We start from the raw sequence: 16,694 nt of genomic DNA, 5'->3' as shown, positions 1-16,694 counted from the left end.
ATAAAAGGGACGCCCCCGGAAGACCGCAGGGACCCCGAGGTGCTTTCCCCCGGGCTGGCGGAGCGGGTCGCCAGGGATCTGGAGCAGTTGCGGACGGCGGGCCATCTGACGTCGCTCAACCGGGATCGGTTGGAGCGCGCCTCGCCGCTGGATGGCGCGAACCTGGCTCTGAACATCAACCTGACGTCGGTCTGCAATCTGGGGTGCACATACTGCTTCGCGGAAGGGGGCGACTACGGGCGGATCAAGGGAAAGCTGAATACCGACACGGATCTGGATGCGATCCTGAGCTTCATCGCGGAGAATGCCGGCGCCGGGGACGCGGTGCGGCTGGAGTTCTTCGGCGGCGAGCCGATGATGAACTTCGACGCCATCGAGACGCTGTGCGAGCGCTCACTCGCGCTGGCCGCAGACAGCGGCATCCGCTTTCACTACCGCATCTCGACCAATCTGACGACACGGCTGAGCGAGCGGGAACTGAGCCTGTTCGAGCGCTTCGGCTTCACCGTGTCGGTGTCCATCGACGGCGGCGCGGCGACGCATGACCGCAACCGTCCGAACCTGGCCGGGCGTGGCTCCTTCGAGCAGATCATCGCCAACTGTCGCCGCGTGCGCCAGCGGTCCGAGGCCATCACGCTGGTGGCACGCATGACCTATGTGCCGTTCCCCGGTTCCTCGCTCGTCGCGGATGTACGGGAACTGCACGGCGAGAACGTCTTCGACTGGTTCCAGATCCTGCCCGCCGTGGTCGGCGACAGCTTTCTCAAGCCGGTGTTCGCGGACACGTTCGCCGGCCGCGGCCGGGACGAGATCGACGCGCTGTGCGACGACAAGATCGACGCGGAATACCGCGACCTCGCGCAGGCCTATCTGACGCTGTTCTCGGACGACAACCGCTTCAAGGGCGTGCTGGAGATCGAGACGATCATCCGCATGATCCTGCTGGGAGAGGTGGCGAACGGACATTGCTCCGGCGGACGCAAGTATTTCACCTTTTCGCCGGACCAGTCCGTGATGCCCTGTCACCGGCTGGTGGGCGAGGTCGATTTTCGCAGCGGCAGCTTCTCCGAAGGCGTCGACGCGGCGACGACCGAGCGGTGGCGGACCTCGATCAACGACACGCCGGTGTGTGCGGACTGCGCGATCCGCTACCTGTGCAGCGGCGGCTGCAAGCAGGAGAATTTCGTCCGCAGCGGCGACATGAACCGCCCGGATCCGCGCAGTTGCCGCTTCCAGTTCCGCCTGGTCGACGCCGCCATCGAGACCATCGGGCGCGCCGGGCCGGAGTTGCGCGGGCGAGACAGGTCCGTGCTCAGCGACCTTTTCGTTTCCTGCGGACGCCCGACGCTGAAGACCGGACGCGCGGCGCATCGACCCGCGCCCCCCGGCCTGCAGTGCCTGACACCGCTGACCTGACGCCGCCGACCTGGCACGCCCCGCTCATCCAGACCCGGAACAGCCTGACAGGAAAATTCACATGAACATCCAGCAGGACAAATACATCCGCCGCAACATCCACACCTATCCGTTCAACTACACCTACACGGATTTCGGCAATTTCTTTCGCAAGCAGGACGCGTCGATCTACATCCATATCCCGTTCTGTTCGACGAAATGCCACTTCTGCGACTACACCGTGATGGTGAACTCGAAGGACGATCTGCGCGAGGCCTATGTCGAGGCGCTGATCAAGGAGATCGAGGCGTTTCCGGCCAACCCGGTGTTCCCGAGGTTCCGCATCGAGGCGATCTATTTCGGCGGCGGCACGCCGGGACTGCTGACGGCGGACCAGTTGATCCGCATCCTTCAGGCCTGTCGCGACACGTTCGAGGTGGCCGCCGGCGCCGAGGTCGCGGTGGAATTCGATCCGCGCAGCGTCGACCAGGACAAGATCGACGCGCTGTTCGATGCTGGCTTCAACCGGTTCTCGATCGGGATCCAGAGCTTCGACGAGGGCATCCTGCGGCAGACCAACCGGCCGCACGACCTGCACGATATCGACCGCGCGGTGACGGCGATCCGCAAGTCGGGCTTCACCCATGTCAATGTCGACCTGATCTATCCCCTGATCGGACTGACGCCCGAGATCTGGGAAGACTCCGTCACCCGCGCCATCGACCTGGAGATGTCCTGCATCACGGTTTATCCGCTGGAGGTCTGGGAGAACACCGCCTACCACAACTGGATCCTCAAGAAGGGGCAGAAGCTGCCGCTGATCGAGGAAGAGAAGGCAATGGCGGTGCGGGCCTTCGACCTGCTGGAGCAGGCGGGCTACGTCACCGGCAGCACCTCGGGCTATTACCACCCGGCGCGGGCGGATCATTACTGCCGCTTCCTTGATTATTACTGGCGAACATGGCCGATGATCGGCTTCGGCGTATCGTCGAAATCGGCAATCCATCAGTTCATGTACACAAACATCACCAACATCCGACAGTATATCGACCGGATCAACGCCGGAGAGCCGATCCTCGACTTCTCGACGCATCTGAGCAAGGAGCAGGAGATGCGCCGGGTGATGATCCGCGGGCTGAAGGTGGGCAACGTCTTCAAGACCGATTTCCAGGCGCGGTTCGGCGTGCCCATGGACCTGGTCTATGGCGACGTGCTGCGGGCGCTCCAGGCCGAGGGCTACCTGACCGACGACGGCGAGGAGGTGCGGCTGACCCGCAAGGGGCAACTGTATTCGAACGCTGTCTGGGAACGCTTCTATGTCGAGGAGGACCTCGCCCCCGCCAAGCCGGGAGAGGTCAAGTTCGGCCTGTCGGAACTGATCCTCGACTGATCCTTTCGCTTTTCCATCGCTTCGCTTCGGAGGCCGCCATGAAAATCGATCAAGACGTGTCCTGGATGCGGGACGCCTATCCCGCCACCCATTGGGAGAAGGCCGGCAACGGCAGTTCGATGGTGGTGTGCAACCTCAGCCCGCGCCACTGCAAGATCGCGGACGGGCAGATGGGGCGCTGCGGCGTGCGCGGCAATATCGGCGGCGAGCTGTACACCTTCAACTACGGCAAGTCGGTCGAGGCGACGATGGAATACATCGAGACCGAGGCGGTGAACCACTTCCGCCCCGGAGCGAAGATCCTGTCGCTCGGGAATATCGGCTGCATGATGTCCTGCGATTTCTGCCAGAACTGGCGAACATCCCAGGTGCGCCACCTCGATCAGGCGGATGTGCGCCGCTACACGCCCGAACAGATCGTCGCCACCTGCGAGATGCTGGGGATCGAGGTCATTTCCTGGACCTACAACGATCCGGTGGTCTGGCACGAATTCGTGGTGGAAACGTCGCGGCTTGCCCAGTCGGCGGGGATCGTCACCCTCTACAAGTCGGCGTTCTACATCGAATCCGGCGCGGTGGACGAGCTGATCGACTGTATCGACATCTTCAGCATCTCGCTGAAGTCGATGGATGAGAAGTTCTATCGCAAGTTCACCGGCGGCACGCATCTGCAGCCGGTGCTCGACATGATCCGCAAGGTGCATCGCTCGGGGCGGCATCTGGAACTGAGCCAGTTGCTGATCACCGGGCGCAACGACACCGAGGAGGAGATCGCCAAGACCAATACCTGGGTGCTGGAACATGTGGGCGACCGGGTGCCGTTGCACTACGTCGCCTTCCACCCGGCCTATCTCTACACCAGCGTGACACGCACGCCGGAGGCGATCGTGCTGAAGGCGCGGGAGATGGCGATGGAGGCGGGCATTCGCTACGTCTATTGCGGCAACATGTTCCGCGATGGCGTGTCGGACACCCATTGTCCGGGCTGCGGCACGCGCACCGTGCGCCGCTACGGGCTGAAAGCCGAAGCGGTGGCGCTGGACGAGGCCGGATGCTGCACCCAGTGCGGCACGCCGAACGACGTGCGGCAGGCGCTCAAGGGGCGCGCTGCGGAGATCGCGCTGCCCACCTCGCCCGACACGCATTACAGCAGGGACTTCCTGTGGAACGCGGAGGCGAACTCCGTCCATATCGAGGTGACGCATGACGCGCAGACCGTCTGCGCGCTGCAACTGGAGCGGATCGGCACGGACGCGGTGCCGGTGCAGAGCTTTGCCACCGGCGGCGTGCTGCGGCGGATCATCGCCTCGCGGCAGACCGACGAGGAGACCGGCGTGCGGGTGACGCTGCCGAAAGGGGCCGTCCTGCACTTCTACCCGGTGCTGGACCGGGCGCATTTCCCGACATCCGAGAACCTGGAACGCGAGATCGCGGGCTATCGCGAGGAGCGCACGGACGCGATGGCGCGCGCCTGATCCCGACCCCTGGCCCATCGCCTGCACAGGCGGCGGGCCGACGTTCCGGCACGCGACGGAAGGAGGTCACGATGCTGATGTACAGTTGGATGGTGTGGGTCGAATACGCACCGGAGCGCTACGACGTCTCGGTCAAGCTGCTGACCGGCGGCAAGATCGACCGGATCAAGAACACCATCGCCAGCCGCATGAAGCAGGGCGACCAGGTGCTGGACATCGGCTGCGGCACCGGCTCGCTGGGGCTGAAATGTATCGAGCACGGCGCGACCGTGACCGGCATGGACATTTCCGAAAGCATGCTGAAGGAGTGCCGCCGCAACATCGCCAAGGCAGGGCGCGAGGACCGCTTCACCATCATCAAGGACAGCGTCACCAACCTGAAGAAGCATTTCGCGCCGAGCAGCCTGGATGTGATCGTCTCCACCATGGTGGTGGGGGAACTGTCGAAGCCCTACCTCGAACACATCTTCCGCGAATGCCACGAGATCCTGAAACCGGGCGGCAAGATGCTGATCGCCGACGAGGTCTGGCCCGAGGGCAGGGTCTCGCGGGTGCTGTTCCGGGTGGTCATGACGCTGATGTGGGTACCGCAATTCGCCATCCTGCGGCGGGCGTTCTTTCCGGTGAAGGACCTCAAGGGCGTCATCGAGGCGGCGGGCTTCGAGATCACCGAGAAGAAGACCTGGCCCATGTCCACCTTCCAGTTGATAGAAGGTGTGAAGCGCCATGTTTGAGTGGATCACGACCAAGCTCTACGAGACGTTCCACGTCTTCTTCCGGCATTTCAACTTTCCCTGCGCGCTGGGACTGCGCCGCATCGGCAATCCCGATGCCAACAGCCCGGTGTTCCTGAGCGGCAACTACACGCTGACGGTGCACCGGCTGATGAAGGTGCTCGCCCCCTTCGACTGCTACCTGCTGGTGGCGAATTCCAAGGGCTCGAACGTCTGGTGCGCCGCCGGAATGAACGAATACAACGAATATGACGTGATCGACGCGATCAACGTCACCGGGCTGAAGGACGTGGTGGCCGGGCGGCGGATCATCGCGCCGCCCTATGCCGCGCCCGGCATCGACGCGGAGGAAGTGACGCGGCAGACGGGGTTCAAGCTGGCCTGGGGGCCGACGCATCTCGACGACCTTCCCGCCTATATCCGCGCCAACTACCGCCGCTCCGAGCCGATGACGCTGGCGCAGTTCGGCTTTCTCGACCGGATGGAACAGGCGCTGTCGACGGCGCTGGTCTACTGCATGACGCTGTTCCCGGTGGCCTTCTTCTATCCGCAGTATGCGCTGATCTCGATGGGGTTGATCTTCCTGCTGCACCTGACCTGGTTCGCCTTCTGGGACATTCTCCCCGAAGAGCGCCGCTGGGCGAAGACGCTGACGCATCTGGGTGTGTCGCTGGCCGGGCTGGCGGGCGTGGCATGGTACACGCGGATGCCGGCGGAAGAGGTCGGACTGTGGGCCGCGACGCTCACGGCCATCGTGCTGCTGATCTCGCTCGACGGCTGCGGCAGTTCGACGATCTACAAGACCACGCCGAAGCGCTGGCTGAAGAAGGGCGACTATCGCAGCCATTTCGAGCCGATCATCGATCCGGTGAAATGCACCTCCTGCTACGACTGCATCTATGTCTGTCCGAAGGGCGTGCTGGCGCGGCTGGCGAAAGGGCCGGCGGTGTCGGTGCGCCCCGACCAGTGCATCGAGTGTCTTGCCTGCGTGAAGGCCTGCCATGACGACGCCTTCTACAACACCTCGCAGGAGTGGAAAGGCGACGTGAAGAGCATCGCCGGGCTGGAAACCATCATGACCCGCGACTGGCAGCATCTGGAGGCGGAAACGCGCTGGATCGGCGCGCCGCTGAAATTCCAGGGGCAGACGCTGGTGGTCGACGAGCAGGCCCTGGCGGCGGACGGCGTGCGGCCGGTGCGCACCGTGCAGCGCCGCCCTGCCCTTCGCAACCCCGAGCCCAAGATCGACGATGCAAACCGTGCCGAGGCCTCCTACTGACATGGCCGCCGACATCGATGACGGCGAGGCGTCGCGGCTCTATGCCGGAGATGTCGAGGGCGCGCGGGCGATGTTCGACGCGGCCTGCAGCGCCTGTGGGCTGGAGCTCCATGATCACCTGATCGGCGATAGCGGCGACAGCCTGCGGGTGGCGCTGTGCGGCCCCGGGGACGCGGCCTGCACGCTGGTGGTGCTGAGCGGGCTGCACGGGATCGAGGGGCATTGCGGCAGCGCCGCGCAGGTGGCGCTGGTCCGGCGGCTGGCGGACCATGACGGGCCGGTGCGGGTGATCCTGGTGCATGGCATCAACCCCGGCGGCATCCGCGCGTTTCGGCGCACCAATGCCGACAATGTCGATCTGAACCGCAATTACCTTTCGGACCATGCCGCACTGGCCGATGTCGGGCCGCAGGCCCGCGCCATCGGGCGGCTGTTCAGCAGCCGCGCCCTGTCGCGCCTGCCCGATGCGGCGTGGTTCGCGGTCTTTGTCGCCAGCGTGATCGCGCGAGGCGGAATGCGCCAGGTCAAGGAGACGCTGGCGGGCGGGCAGTACTTCGACCCGCAGGCGGTGTTCTATGGCGGGGCGGCGCTGGCGCCGGAACTGCAGGCGCTGAACGCGGCGTTGGGACCGCTTCTGGAGGGCGCACGGCCCGACCGGACGATCCTGTTCGACCTGCATTCGGGCATCGGCGGCTACAAGGTGCCGAGCCTGCTCGCCAACGGTCCGTCGCTGCTGCCCATGCGGGAGATCTTCGGCATGCCGGTCAGCGACGGACATGCCGGCGAGCAGGCGGTCTATCCGGCGCGCGGCGATGTGATCCGGGGGCTGAAGACGGCCTTCGGGCTGGAAGGCGCCTGCGGCGTCACCTTCGAACTGGGCACCGGCCCGGCGGCGCGGACGCTGCTGGCGCTGCGCGCGGCCAACAGTGCGCTGGTGCACTTCCCGGATGATGCGCGTTGCGTCGCAAGGGCGCGGGCGCAGATGCTGCGCGCCTTCTGTCCGCAGGACGCTGCGTGGCGCGGCACCTATGTGCGCGAGGCCGGGACCTTGATCGCGCGGGCGCTGCATTTCCTCACCACAAGGGCCGACGCCGATGTTTGAGACCGCACGCCGCATGACGTTTCTCGAGCATGAGCTGGTCATCCTCGACCGCACCGACCGCCATCGGGGGGAACTGGCGGCACTGGAGCCGGACCTGCTCAGGCTGGCAACCTTCGCGCGGGGCTGGGACGAGACCCACCTCGACCACATGCGGCGGCATTTCAAGATCGAGCCGTTCTACAACGCCTCCGCCATGGTGCTGATCTTCCGAAACGGCATGCTGATCGGCACCGCCGGGGTGGATACGACCGTGCCATCGGGGCGGGCGGGCGTGCACGTGCTGCACCTGTGCAGCGTCAACGTCATGCCGGAACTGCGCAATTCCGGGCTGATGGCGCTGCTCCTCGTGCTTCTGGCGGATCACGCGCTGGTGGGACGGCCGGCGCGGGACGCGGTCTATTTCACCTCGATCTCGCAAAGCCCGCTGGTCTACAGCCTGATGTCGCACCTCGCTCCGGTGCATCCGGACGGCGTCGGCCAACCGCCCGAGGAGGTGGTGCGGATCGCCCGGCAGGTGGTGGCAAAATACGACCCGCACCTGCCGCTCGAGGCGAGAACGCTGACGCTGCGCGGCGAGTGCGACTTCTTCTATCGCAGCCTGCCCTATGTGGCCGACGCGCGCATCAACACGCTGTTCGACACGATCCTCAATGTTCCGGCCGGCGATGTCTTCGTCAACGTGGCGGGCACGACGGTGGCCGGGGCGCTGGGGCGGGTCGGCAGATACCGCAAGCGGTTTTCGCACCTGCTCAAGGAGGCGGCCAATGCATGACGGCAATCCACTTCAGGGCGCCGGATCGGTCTATGCCGACTCCTTCAAGCGCAACATCGGCATCCTGACGGAGGCGGAACAGGCGGCGCTGGCGCGGGCGACGGTGCTGGTGGTCGGCGCGGGCGGGATCGGCTCCAACTGCCTGTCGACGCTGGCACGGATGGGCGTGGGCGGGTTCCACATCGTCGATCCCGACAGGTTCGAGCTTGCCAATATCAACCGGCAGTTCGGCGCCACCGTCTCGAACGACGGACGCGACAAGGTGGAAGTGCTGCGCGAGGCGATCCTCGACATCAACCCGGACGCGCGGGTCACGCTGTTCCGCGACTATTTCACCGAGGAGATCGCCGAGGCGGCGTTCGCCGGGGTGGATATCTGTATCGATGCCATCGACTTCTACCGGATCGACGATCACCTGACCTTTCACCGTGCGGCCCGCGCGCGCGGGCTCTACGTCCTGATGGGCTCGCCCGTGGGGTTCAGCGCCTGCCTGCAGATCTTCGATCCGGCGGGCATGACGATGGAGGCCTATTGCGGCATTTCCGACGCGCAGCCGCCGATGGAGAAGCAGTTGCGCTATGCCTGCGGCCTCGTGCCGAAGCTGGCGCATATCAGCTACTACGACGTCTCGAAGCAGAACTCGAACACGGATTTCATGCAAGGATCGGGACCGTCGCTGGCCTCGGCCTGCGTGCTCGCGGCCTCGCTGGTGGCGAGCGAGATCGTGCTGATCCTACTGGGGCGGCACAAGCCGCGCGTCATTCCTCACACGCTGCAATACGACCCCTGCACCTGGCGGCACGAAGCGGTCTATCTCGATGGCGGCATGCCCGCCTATGACCCGACCGACGTGATCGAGGGAATCGACGACAAAAGTTCGCTGGTGGTGAACATCTTCGACCATTTCTATCGCAAGGTGCGCGCCGCGACGCTGGAACTGCGCGACGGCGGCACGCTCTGCTACCGCAGCCAGGGCAAGGGGCCACCCGTGCTGCTGATCGGGCCGGTGGGGGGCGACACCAGCTTCTGGGCCCGGCAGGCGTCGCGTCTGGCGGAAGAGTTCCGGGTGATCACGCTGGACAATCGCGGCATCGGGCGCAGTTCCCCGCTGCCGGAGAGTGCTGACTGCGCGACGATGGCCGCCGATGTGCTGGAACTGGTGGCGCATCTGGACCTCGACCGCGTGGTGCTGGCGGGCTGCGCCCTGGGCGGGCTGATCGCCCTGCAGGCAGCGCTGATGGCGCCGGAGCGGGTGGCCGGCATCAGCCTGTGTTCCGCCTATCTGGCGGCGGACGAGGTCATTCTCGACACGACCGAGGGCTGGCGGCGGCTGGCGCGGCAGTCGGGCATGGCGGCGGTGTTCGACGACAGCATCGACTGGCTGTTCGGCGCGGGCTATCGCAGCCGCAACGCCGACGAACTGTACAAGCTGAAGACCTTCTACCGGGTGAACGAGCAGCATGCGGATGCATTCTGCCGCCAGACGCTGGTGGCGAACCGCTTCGTCCCGCTGGCCGACCCGGCGGGGATCGCCTGCCCGGTGCAGATCATCCATGGCGGCGAGGACCGGCTGGTCGGACCGGAGCACGCGCGGGCGCTGGCAGCGGCCCTCGGCGGCGTCACTCCGGTCATTCTGCCCGAGGCCGGGCATTTCCTGACCTGGGAGCGGGCAGACGACTACAATGCCTTGCTGGCGGTCTTCGCCCGGACGGCGCTGGCGGGGGCGGGCGCATGACCACGACCATGAAACCGCGCGCCCTTGCCGGCCACGAGCCGCGGCCCGTTCCCCTCACCATGCTGGACTTCGAAGACCGCATGAGCCCCCTTGCCCGCCTGCAGACGGTGGCGGGCGGGCCGATCCGCTATGCGCTGGCGGGCGATGGACCGCAGACGATCCTGTTCCTGCACGGCATTCCGCTATCGATGACCACCTGGCAGGACCTGTTCTTTGACCTGGCGCGGGATCACCGGGTGCTGGCGATCGACATGCCGGGGTTCGGGCACTCGGGCAAGGCGTTCGGCGACTACAGCCTGGATGCGACCAGCGCCAGGGTGGCAGAGCTCTGCGCCGCCCTGGGTCTGGCGCGGCTGCATGTGGCGGGCAGTTCCTTTGGCGCGGCGGTGGCGACGGTGCTGGCGCTGAACGCGCCTGAACTGGTGGACCGGCTGCTGCTGATCAACAGCGTCGGCATCGCCGGGGGCACCCATTCGGTGGAACGGGCGGCGCGGATCGGCCTGGTGCGGCATGCCATGCGCAGCGCCATCCTGCGCGAGGGCATCGGGCCGCGCATCTTCCGGTCGAAGATGCGCGCCTCCTACACGGCACATATGCCCGATGAGGCGATGGTGGACTTCTATTATCGCCAATTGCTGGAGCCCGGGGCGGCAGATGCGTTTCTGCAGACGCTGAAACAGTTCCACGAGAAGGATCTGCAGGCACGGCTGCCGGAGTTGCGCAAGCCGGTGCTGTCGGTCTGGGGCGCCGGCGACAAGGTGCTGCCGGTGAACAAGTCCCTGGGCATCCAGGCGCGGCTCGGCGACTGCTGGTCGGTGATCCTGCCCGAGGCGGGCCACCTGCCGCATGAGGAGTTTCCCGACCGTGTCGCCAGCCTGTTCCGACGCTTCCTGACACTGGCTCCCGGCTGAGGACCGCTGCCGACCTTCAGGGAGATCACCCGACGGCTCCCTGCTCCTCAGATGAGATCGTCGCGGACGATGACAGGCGACGCCAGCCCGTGCGTATGGACGGTCGCCATGCCTCTCGGATCATCCAGGACCCATCATGGGACACGGCGGCGTACACGCCGGAAGCTCCCCCTCCATCAAGCGGTTGTCCCGCCTGCGCCTTTCCCGATTTGACGTTGCCCCGGTGCTCTTTTACCCAGTAGAACCATGCTGTCGGAAGAGAGGTGCGAGATGGCGGCCAGGTCGGGTAAACACGTGGAAAGAGTTCAGACGGGCGTTCGCATCGAGAAGCGGATCCTCAAGGTCCTGAAATCCCTTGCCTATCACAAGGAGATCAGTCTGAGCGACCTGCTGGAGGGAATGATCCTGCACAGCCTGGAGAACCGGCCCGCCTTCAACGAGGAGACCTTGCAGTTCATCCGCACCATGCGCGAGGTCTACCATCTGGATCTGAATGCCGACGACGCCCACACCATGGAGGAATGAGGCCCTACCCCTCATTCCGCAGCTTCCACCGCGCGGCGACGGGCAGGCTGCGCGGTCAGGTTCAGCAGGGTCTTCTGACTGAGGAAATGCAGTCCGAGACCTGCGTCCACCATGAACAGTTGCAATGAGACGATATCGTCCTGCATCTGCGGCGGCAGGGTCAGCGCAACGCCATGCTGCAGCGTTTCGCCCGGCAAAACCGACAGTTCGACCGGCTCCGTCAGGCCGCCGACGCCCAGTTTGCGCCATTCGTTGAGCTGCAGGAACAGCGAGAGCGCCGCGGCCTCCGGGCCGGTGTTGTCGATGCGAACGGAGACCTCCAGAGCGGACCCGCGTACTTCCGGCAGGGTCGACATGGAGACGCGCAAGGCGGCGGCGAGCGGCAGGTCCGCGGTGATGCCGCAGCGATGGCAGATCGTCACGTCACGCGCGGGATGCTCGGCCACCAGGTCGCGGTAGCGCCAGGCAAAGGCCTGCGTGCCGCAATGCGGGCAGGGGCCGTCGCCCTCGGGCCCGGCCCGGCGCAGATCCGGGTAGAGCGCGGCATGGTCCTGCGACATCCACACCCGTGCCTCGCCCAGATGGTCGGCAATCCGCAGCGCCGCGGCGCGGCGCAGCGCGTCGAGGCGGGCCTGCATCAGCGCCGGCGCGGCCAGCGCCAGGGGCAGTGCGTCCAACTGCTCGATCGGGCGGGGAAAGGCGGCGATCCGGTGCATCAGGTCGGCGATGTCCTTGCCGGCCGTGTCCATCGCCGGGGACGACCCGAAGACATGGGCAATGAGGCGCAGGCGCGAGAGGGCGCCGCGCCCGGTTTCCAGCACCCGGCTGTCGAGCGGCGCGGCCGGCACCAGGGCGACCTCCAGCGGACCGGGGTCGAGCGCGCCGTCGCGAAAGACCGTCACCTCGATCCCCTCGCCGGGGGTGGGCGCAAGGGCGAAGAAATGGCCGGACGCGCGCAGGGCCGGGGTCATCGGCAGCACGGCCAGCGGCGTGTCGCCCGCAGGCCGGGGCAGCGGGAGCGTCACCGCATGCGCCTGCGGCGCGGGGGTGATCCGCAGGACGGTGCCGCGCGGGGTGGAGGTGGTCTCGGCCCCTTGTGTGTCCCGCGCCAGCGGCGGCACGGTGCACAGGTCGGGATCGCCCAGCACCAGGAAGGCCGGATCAGGCAGCATGCCCGTGTTGCCGATGCGGTTGAGCGTGTGGGCGATTTCGCCCAGCGGCGCGGCGCTGCGCGCCAGCGCCTCGATGAGGGTGAGCAGCGGCGCATTGGCCTGCACGTGCTTGAACGGCGCCAGCACCGCCGCCGGACGCCCGTCGAGCAGGCCGAAAAGGACCGAGAAATCCCGCGGGGCAAGCCCCTGGCTGGGGGTGAAGCCGTCGCAGCTCATGAGCAGGACGGTGTTGGCGTCGAGCGACTGCGCGGCGCGGCGGTTCTCGATCTGGCAGGCGCGGCCGCAATCGAAACGCCCCTCCGGCTGCGGCGGCAGGGCGTGCCGGCGCCCGCACAGCACGTCCTCCTCGCCGTAGCCGAGATGCATCTCGTTGCCATGCGCGCCGATCAGCAGGAACTCGGACGGTCCCTTGTCGGCGGGAGCGGGCAGCACGTGACCGACGGCGTGGCAGGCGCGCAGGATCAGAAGACGGGCGACGATCCGTGCGGTTTGCGCTGCGTCGCGTCCGGTCAGCAGGCCAAGGCGGTCGGGAGCCTCGGGGTCGGTGGTTTGCCAGTCGAGCAGGCGGGCGATGAAGGCCTTGTCCAGTGCCTCGGCCGGGGTTGCGATCAAGGCCGTGCCCGACCCGCAAAGGGCGGCGAAGGGGTCCAGCGGCGCGGGCAGGGCGACGACCCGGCGGCCGGTCAGCACCGCATAGGCCAGCGCGGGCAGGCTGTCCGGCCCCGGATCGGCGACCGCCAGGGTTCCGGCCGTGCCCATCTGCCAGAGGTCGCTCAGCAGATCGACCGCCAGACCAGACGCGCTGTCGAATGGAGGGGCGGACGGCGGGGGGGCGGGCGCGATGCGGATCGGCAGGTCGGGATAGAGCGCAGCCAGCGCCCGGGCGTCGCGGGCCGTGCCCGAGATCGGGATGCTGTGCAGATCGCCGGCGAGCGCGGCGGCGCGCACCGCGGCAGCGAAACGAGGCCCATCCGGACAGGGCAGCAGGGTCAGTGCGTCCATGGTCCCTCCCCCATCAGACCGGAAAGCGCACCGAGGCGCGGGCCCAGTCATAGACCTCCCGGATCGCCTGGGGGTCGGGCGCTTCCAGCAGCGCCAGGCCCAGCACATCGCGGAAGGTTTCCAGCCGGAGAACGGCGTCGCCTGCCTTGACGCTGCATTTCAGCGCGTAGCATTCGGGACGCGCGCGCAACTCGTCCAGCGACCGGGTGCTGCGCACGATGCCGGTCTCGTCGGAGTAAAGCGCCATGATCGCGCTCCATTTGCGCGGCGGGCAGGCGCGCACGGTGACCTTTTCACCGCAGGCCAATTGCAGGGCGATGCGCATCAGTTCGAATCCGTAGACCCGTTTCATCACCCCGACCGAATATTGCCCCGGCGGCCGGGCAGCGCATTCGATCAGGAAGGGCTGATCGCCCCGCATGTGCACCTCGGCATGAAAGACGCTGTTGCGGATGCCGAGAGCGCGGACGCAGTCGGCGGCGATGCGGCGCAGCGCCTCGGCCTCGCCGGCGCTGGTGCGGGCCGGGACGTAATGGCCGATCACCATGAAATTCTCATGCGAGAGCTTCTCGCAGAAGTTCAGCACCTCGATACGGCCATCCTGCTCGTAGCCCTCGACCGAGAATTCGCGGCCGGAGACGAATTCCTCCATCACCACGCTGCTCTGCGTGGCGAAGTCATGATCGAGCGCCGCGCGGCGGGCGGCGATGCGGTCCCAGGCCTCGCTCAGCTCATCCGGCGAGCGGACCCGGGAAATGCCGTAACTCATGGCGTAGTCGACCATCTTCATCATGCAGTCGCCGCCGAAGGCGTGCCAGGCGGCGATGGCGTCCTCGCGCGTTTCGACCACGACGAAGCGGGGCGTGGGCACCCCGCGGGCGACGAGACGCTGCTTCATGCGAGACTTGATCTGCTGGCAGGCGGCATCCTCGGCAGGGGCATAGTCGAAGCCGAGCCTACGCCCCAGCGCGGCGGCGGCGGGCACGGTGACCTCGTCGCCGGCGATGACACCGGCGATGGCGCCGCGCCAGGGAGCCAGCGCGGACAGGGCCGAGTCGAGATCGTCGGCGGTGTAAGGGACAAAGGCCGTGAGGGCGCTGTTCGCGGCATAGGCGTCGTCCATGCGGCGGTGACCCGCCTCCTCGGCCCGGCAGACATCAGGATTGGAACTGAGAACGATGGCGCCGTAGCCCAGGTCGCGCGCGGCGGGGATGTAGTTGAAGAAGTGGGCGACCGGGTCGACAATGACGATATGACGCTGACCCGCTTCTGAGAAATGTCTGGTCATCGAGAAGGCTCGCTGTCGGGGGCGCAGGGCAGCGGGGGCGCAGGGCAGCGGCTGCCCTGCGCCGGAGCTTACCAGCAGGCGGCGGCGAGGCTGCCGACCGCGTCCCTGGACAGGCCCATGCCGTCCAGTTCGGTGACGGCCATGGCCTGAAGGATCGCACGCTCGCTGCGGATGCGGTCGATCTCAAGCGTCAGCTTGCCGATCTCGTCATGGATCGGGCCGACATGCGCCTTGAGCTTGTCATGGGTAGCCGACGAAACCTTGGCAGACATAATGGTCTCCTTTTCCTCCTTGAAATCCGGTCGCGGCCGGGTTGCCGGGACCCAGGGAAGGATACCTTAAAGTTGTATTGAGGTACATTGATATCTTGGTACCAAGTCACTTGACCGATCCCGAGCGGAAAGCGCTCGGCCGGCAACGGGTTGCGGGAGGGCAGGGCGATTTGCGGGAAAACGGGCCGGACAGCGCGGTGCCTCATCGGCCGCGAGCGGCGACGCTTTCGGTCGGATCTACGCGGTTCGCCGAGGAGCAGTCCCGTCGGGAGCCTGGGCGTCGGACGCCGCAACCAGGACATCATCCACCGGACGGCGGGGCGAGAACGGCAGGTCCCGTCCGTAGCCGAACCGCATCACGATGTCGGGCCTCACCCCCGGCTCCCCCACCAATGCCGCGAGGTCGGAGCGCAGCGGCGCCACTTCGACCGGCTGATTGACGAAAGCGTGCTTGAGGCCCAGCGCCGTTGCCGCCAGGGCGAACCGCTGGCAGGCGCGCCCGACGGCGATCCAGTGCGCCTTGTCCTCGCGCTCGCCAAGGAAGACGGCGATGCCGGCCGAACTGTCGATCTGCCGGGCATATTTGTCGCCCTCACCCGCTGCGGTGAAGACCGTGTCGAAGGCAAGTCGCCCGAGGCTGTCGGGCAGCACGGGATTGCCGCTCGCGGCCGCAAACAGACCGTCGCCCGCTTCGATTGCGCTCCGGGGATTGAAGCGCAGCCACTGTTTCAACTCCGCCATGAACGCCGGATCCTGCATCTGGGCCGTGTTGCCGGCGATGACGAGGTCCCGCACCTGGTCAATCCGGGCCCGCTCGGTCAGCAGCACGAGGCGGACTCCAGGCTCCTCGGCAGCCTTGCGCAGCGTCTCGAGATCGGCGGCGGCAATGGCGCGGCCGTCATATTCGCTGCGGGTCGACTGCCGCCGAGGGATGGCGGCAAACAAGGGGTCGGATCGCGACGGACCCGCCGAATAGGCAAAGTGGACGAAACCTTCGGGATCAATCCGCGCCTCGCCCGGCCGCCCCGCCGCCGCCGCCGCGATGGCGAGGTTTTCGGTCGCGCAGCCGAGACTGACGAAAAGATGATGGTCGTCGGGATCGACGATGTGGGTGGTGCGCGAAAAATCCGGCAGGATATCCATGGCGCCCTCCGCAAGACGGAACCGCCAAGGCTGCGTGTTGTGGCCATTGGCGGCAAGCGCCGCGTAGCGGACGAGATCCCTGTCGGTCGGATCGGCCGGCAGCGGCGCACGCAGGCCGCCGACATGACGGGCATAGTCTGAGAGCGAACCGACGGCCGACCGCCACCCATAGGCCCCCAGGCCACCAAGGAGAAGCGCCGCACCCGCCCCGACAAGAAAGCCCCTTCTGCGCATCCCCGCCTCCCGTTCGACCAACGATAGCAGATGCAAGACCGGATGGCTTGACCCCGATCAACCTCATGTCGGCGAGGCGCTTTCCGATCCATCCGGATGTCGCATGGCTTTCGGCAGTTCGTGCCTCTCTGGCGCGGGAGGAGACGTCCCTACCGCCGGCGTCCTCGGCACACCATTTCGGCGGACCGCTTTGGGGGACACGCGAACCACGGCACGGCTTCCCGCTGCTTTGCCTTTGGAACAGCGAAAAAGAATACGATACAAG

General features: G+C 66.7%; 14 protein-coding genes. 10 read left to right on the top strand and 4 right to left on the bottom strand.

The window, feature by feature from the left end; genetic code table 11:
• Positions 1–39: 39 nt before the first annotated feature.
• The 10 genes from TSB10P1A_RS01225 (at position 40) to TSB10P1A_RS01180 (ending at position 11,318) form a co-directional block, all read left to right on the top strand.
• The gene (locus tag TSB10P1A_RS01225) at positions 40–1,416 is read left to right on the top strand and encodes a radical SAM/SPASM domain-containing protein (RefSeq protein WP_186386076.1); all 1,377 of its coding nucleotides are present in this window, start codon (positions 40–42) and stop codon (positions 1,414–1,416) included.
• Between the two features lie 61 nt (positions 1,417–1,477).
• Positions 1,478–2,785 (top strand): coproporphyrinogen-III oxidase family protein, encoded by a 1,308-nt coding sequence (locus TSB10P1A_RS01220; protein WP_186386075.1) that lies wholly within the window; start codon positions 1,478–1,480, stop codon positions 2,783–2,785.
• Between the two features lie 38 nt (positions 2,786–2,823).
• Positions 2,824–4,260, top strand: coding sequence for an AmmeMemoRadiSam system radical SAM enzyme (gene amrS / locus TSB10P1A_RS01215; protein WP_186386074.1), 1,437 nt, complete (start codon positions 2,824–2,826; stop codon positions 4,258–4,260).
• Between the two features lie 71 nt (positions 4,261–4,331).
• Positions 4,332–4,994 carry a corrinoid protein-associated methyltransferase CpaM gene (gene cpaM / locus TSB10P1A_RS01210; RefSeq protein ID WP_186386073.1) on the top strand — a complete coding sequence of 221 codons (663 nt, stop codon included), beginning with the start codon at positions 4,332–4,334 and terminating at the stop codon, positions 4,992–4,994.
• Positions 4,987–6,273 carry an HgcAB-like fusion protein gene (locus TSB10P1A_RS01205; RefSeq protein ID WP_186386072.1) on the top strand — a complete coding sequence of 429 codons (1,287 nt, stop codon included), beginning with the start codon at positions 4,987–4,989 and terminating at the stop codon, positions 6,271–6,273. The genes cpaM and TSB10P1A_RS01205 overlap by 8 nt, the downstream gene beginning before the upstream one ends.
• 1 nt (position 6,274) lies before the next feature.
• On the top strand, positions 6,275–7,375 hold the full coding sequence (locus TSB10P1A_RS01200; RefSeq protein ID WP_186386071.1) for a M14 family metallopeptidase: 1,101 nt from the start codon (positions 6,275–6,277) through the stop codon (positions 7,373–7,375).
• Between the two features lie 13 nt (positions 7,376–7,388).
• Positions 7,389–8,147: a GNAT family N-acetyltransferase gene (locus TSB10P1A_RS01195; RefSeq protein ID WP_186386070.1), complete on the top strand. Its 759-nt coding sequence runs from the start codon at positions 7,389–7,391 to the stop codon at positions 8,145–8,147.
• Positions 8,140–9,882 carry an alpha/beta fold hydrolase gene (locus tag TSB10P1A_RS01190; protein ID WP_186386069.1) on the top strand — a complete coding sequence of 581 codons (1,743 nt, stop codon included), beginning with the start codon at positions 8,140–8,142 and terminating at the stop codon, positions 9,880–9,882. Before TSB10P1A_RS01195 ends, TSB10P1A_RS01190 begins: the two co-directional genes overlap by 8 nt.
• A complete protein-coding gene (locus TSB10P1A_RS01185; protein WP_186386068.1) occupies positions 9,879–10,793 on the top strand; it encodes an alpha/beta fold hydrolase in 915 nt (304 codons plus the stop codon). Before TSB10P1A_RS01190 ends, TSB10P1A_RS01185 begins: the two co-directional genes overlap by 4 nt.
• Before the next feature lie 294 nt (positions 10,794–11,087).
• Positions 11,088–11,318, top strand: a complete 231-nt coding sequence (locus TSB10P1A_RS01180) for a hypothetical protein (protein ID WP_208984636.1) — start codon at positions 11,088–11,090, stop codon at positions 11,316–11,318.
• A gap of 11 nt (positions 11,319–11,329) precedes the next feature.
• Here the strand turns inward: TSB10P1A_RS01180 and TSB10P1A_RS01175 are convergent, their stop codons facing one another.
• The 4 genes from TSB10P1A_RS01175 to TSB10P1A_RS01160 form a co-directional block, all read right to left on the bottom strand.
• Positions 11,330–13,492, bottom strand: a complete 2,163-nt coding sequence (locus tag TSB10P1A_RS01175) for a hypothetical protein (RefSeq protein WP_186386066.1) — start codon at positions 13,490–13,492, stop codon at positions 11,330–11,332.
• Between the two features lie 13 nt (positions 13,493–13,505).
• A complete protein-coding gene (locus tag TSB10P1A_RS01170; protein ID WP_186386065.1) occupies positions 13,506–14,780 on the bottom strand; it encodes an ATP-grasp domain-containing protein in 1,275 nt (424 codons plus the stop codon).
• A gap of 68 nt (positions 14,781–14,848) precedes the next feature.
• Complete coding sequence (locus TSB10P1A_RS01165) at positions 14,849–15,052, bottom strand: hypothetical protein (protein WP_186386064.1); 204 nt, start codon at positions 15,050–15,052, stop codon at positions 14,849–14,851.
• Between the two features lie 237 nt (positions 15,053–15,289).
• Positions 15,290–16,429 carry a nitroreductase family protein gene (locus TSB10P1A_RS01160; RefSeq protein ID WP_186386063.1) on the bottom strand — a complete coding sequence of 380 codons (1,140 nt, stop codon included), beginning with the start codon at positions 16,427–16,429 and terminating at the stop codon, positions 15,290–15,292.
• Positions 16,430–16,694: the final 265 nt, after the last annotated feature.

Origin of the sequence: Stappia sp. TSB10P1A (genome assembly GCF_900185725.1) — a bacterium.
GTDB lineage: Bacteria > Pseudomonadota > Alphaproteobacteria > Rhizobiales > Stappiaceae > Stappia.
This window is presented reverse-complemented; position numbering and strand designations above follow the sequence as displayed.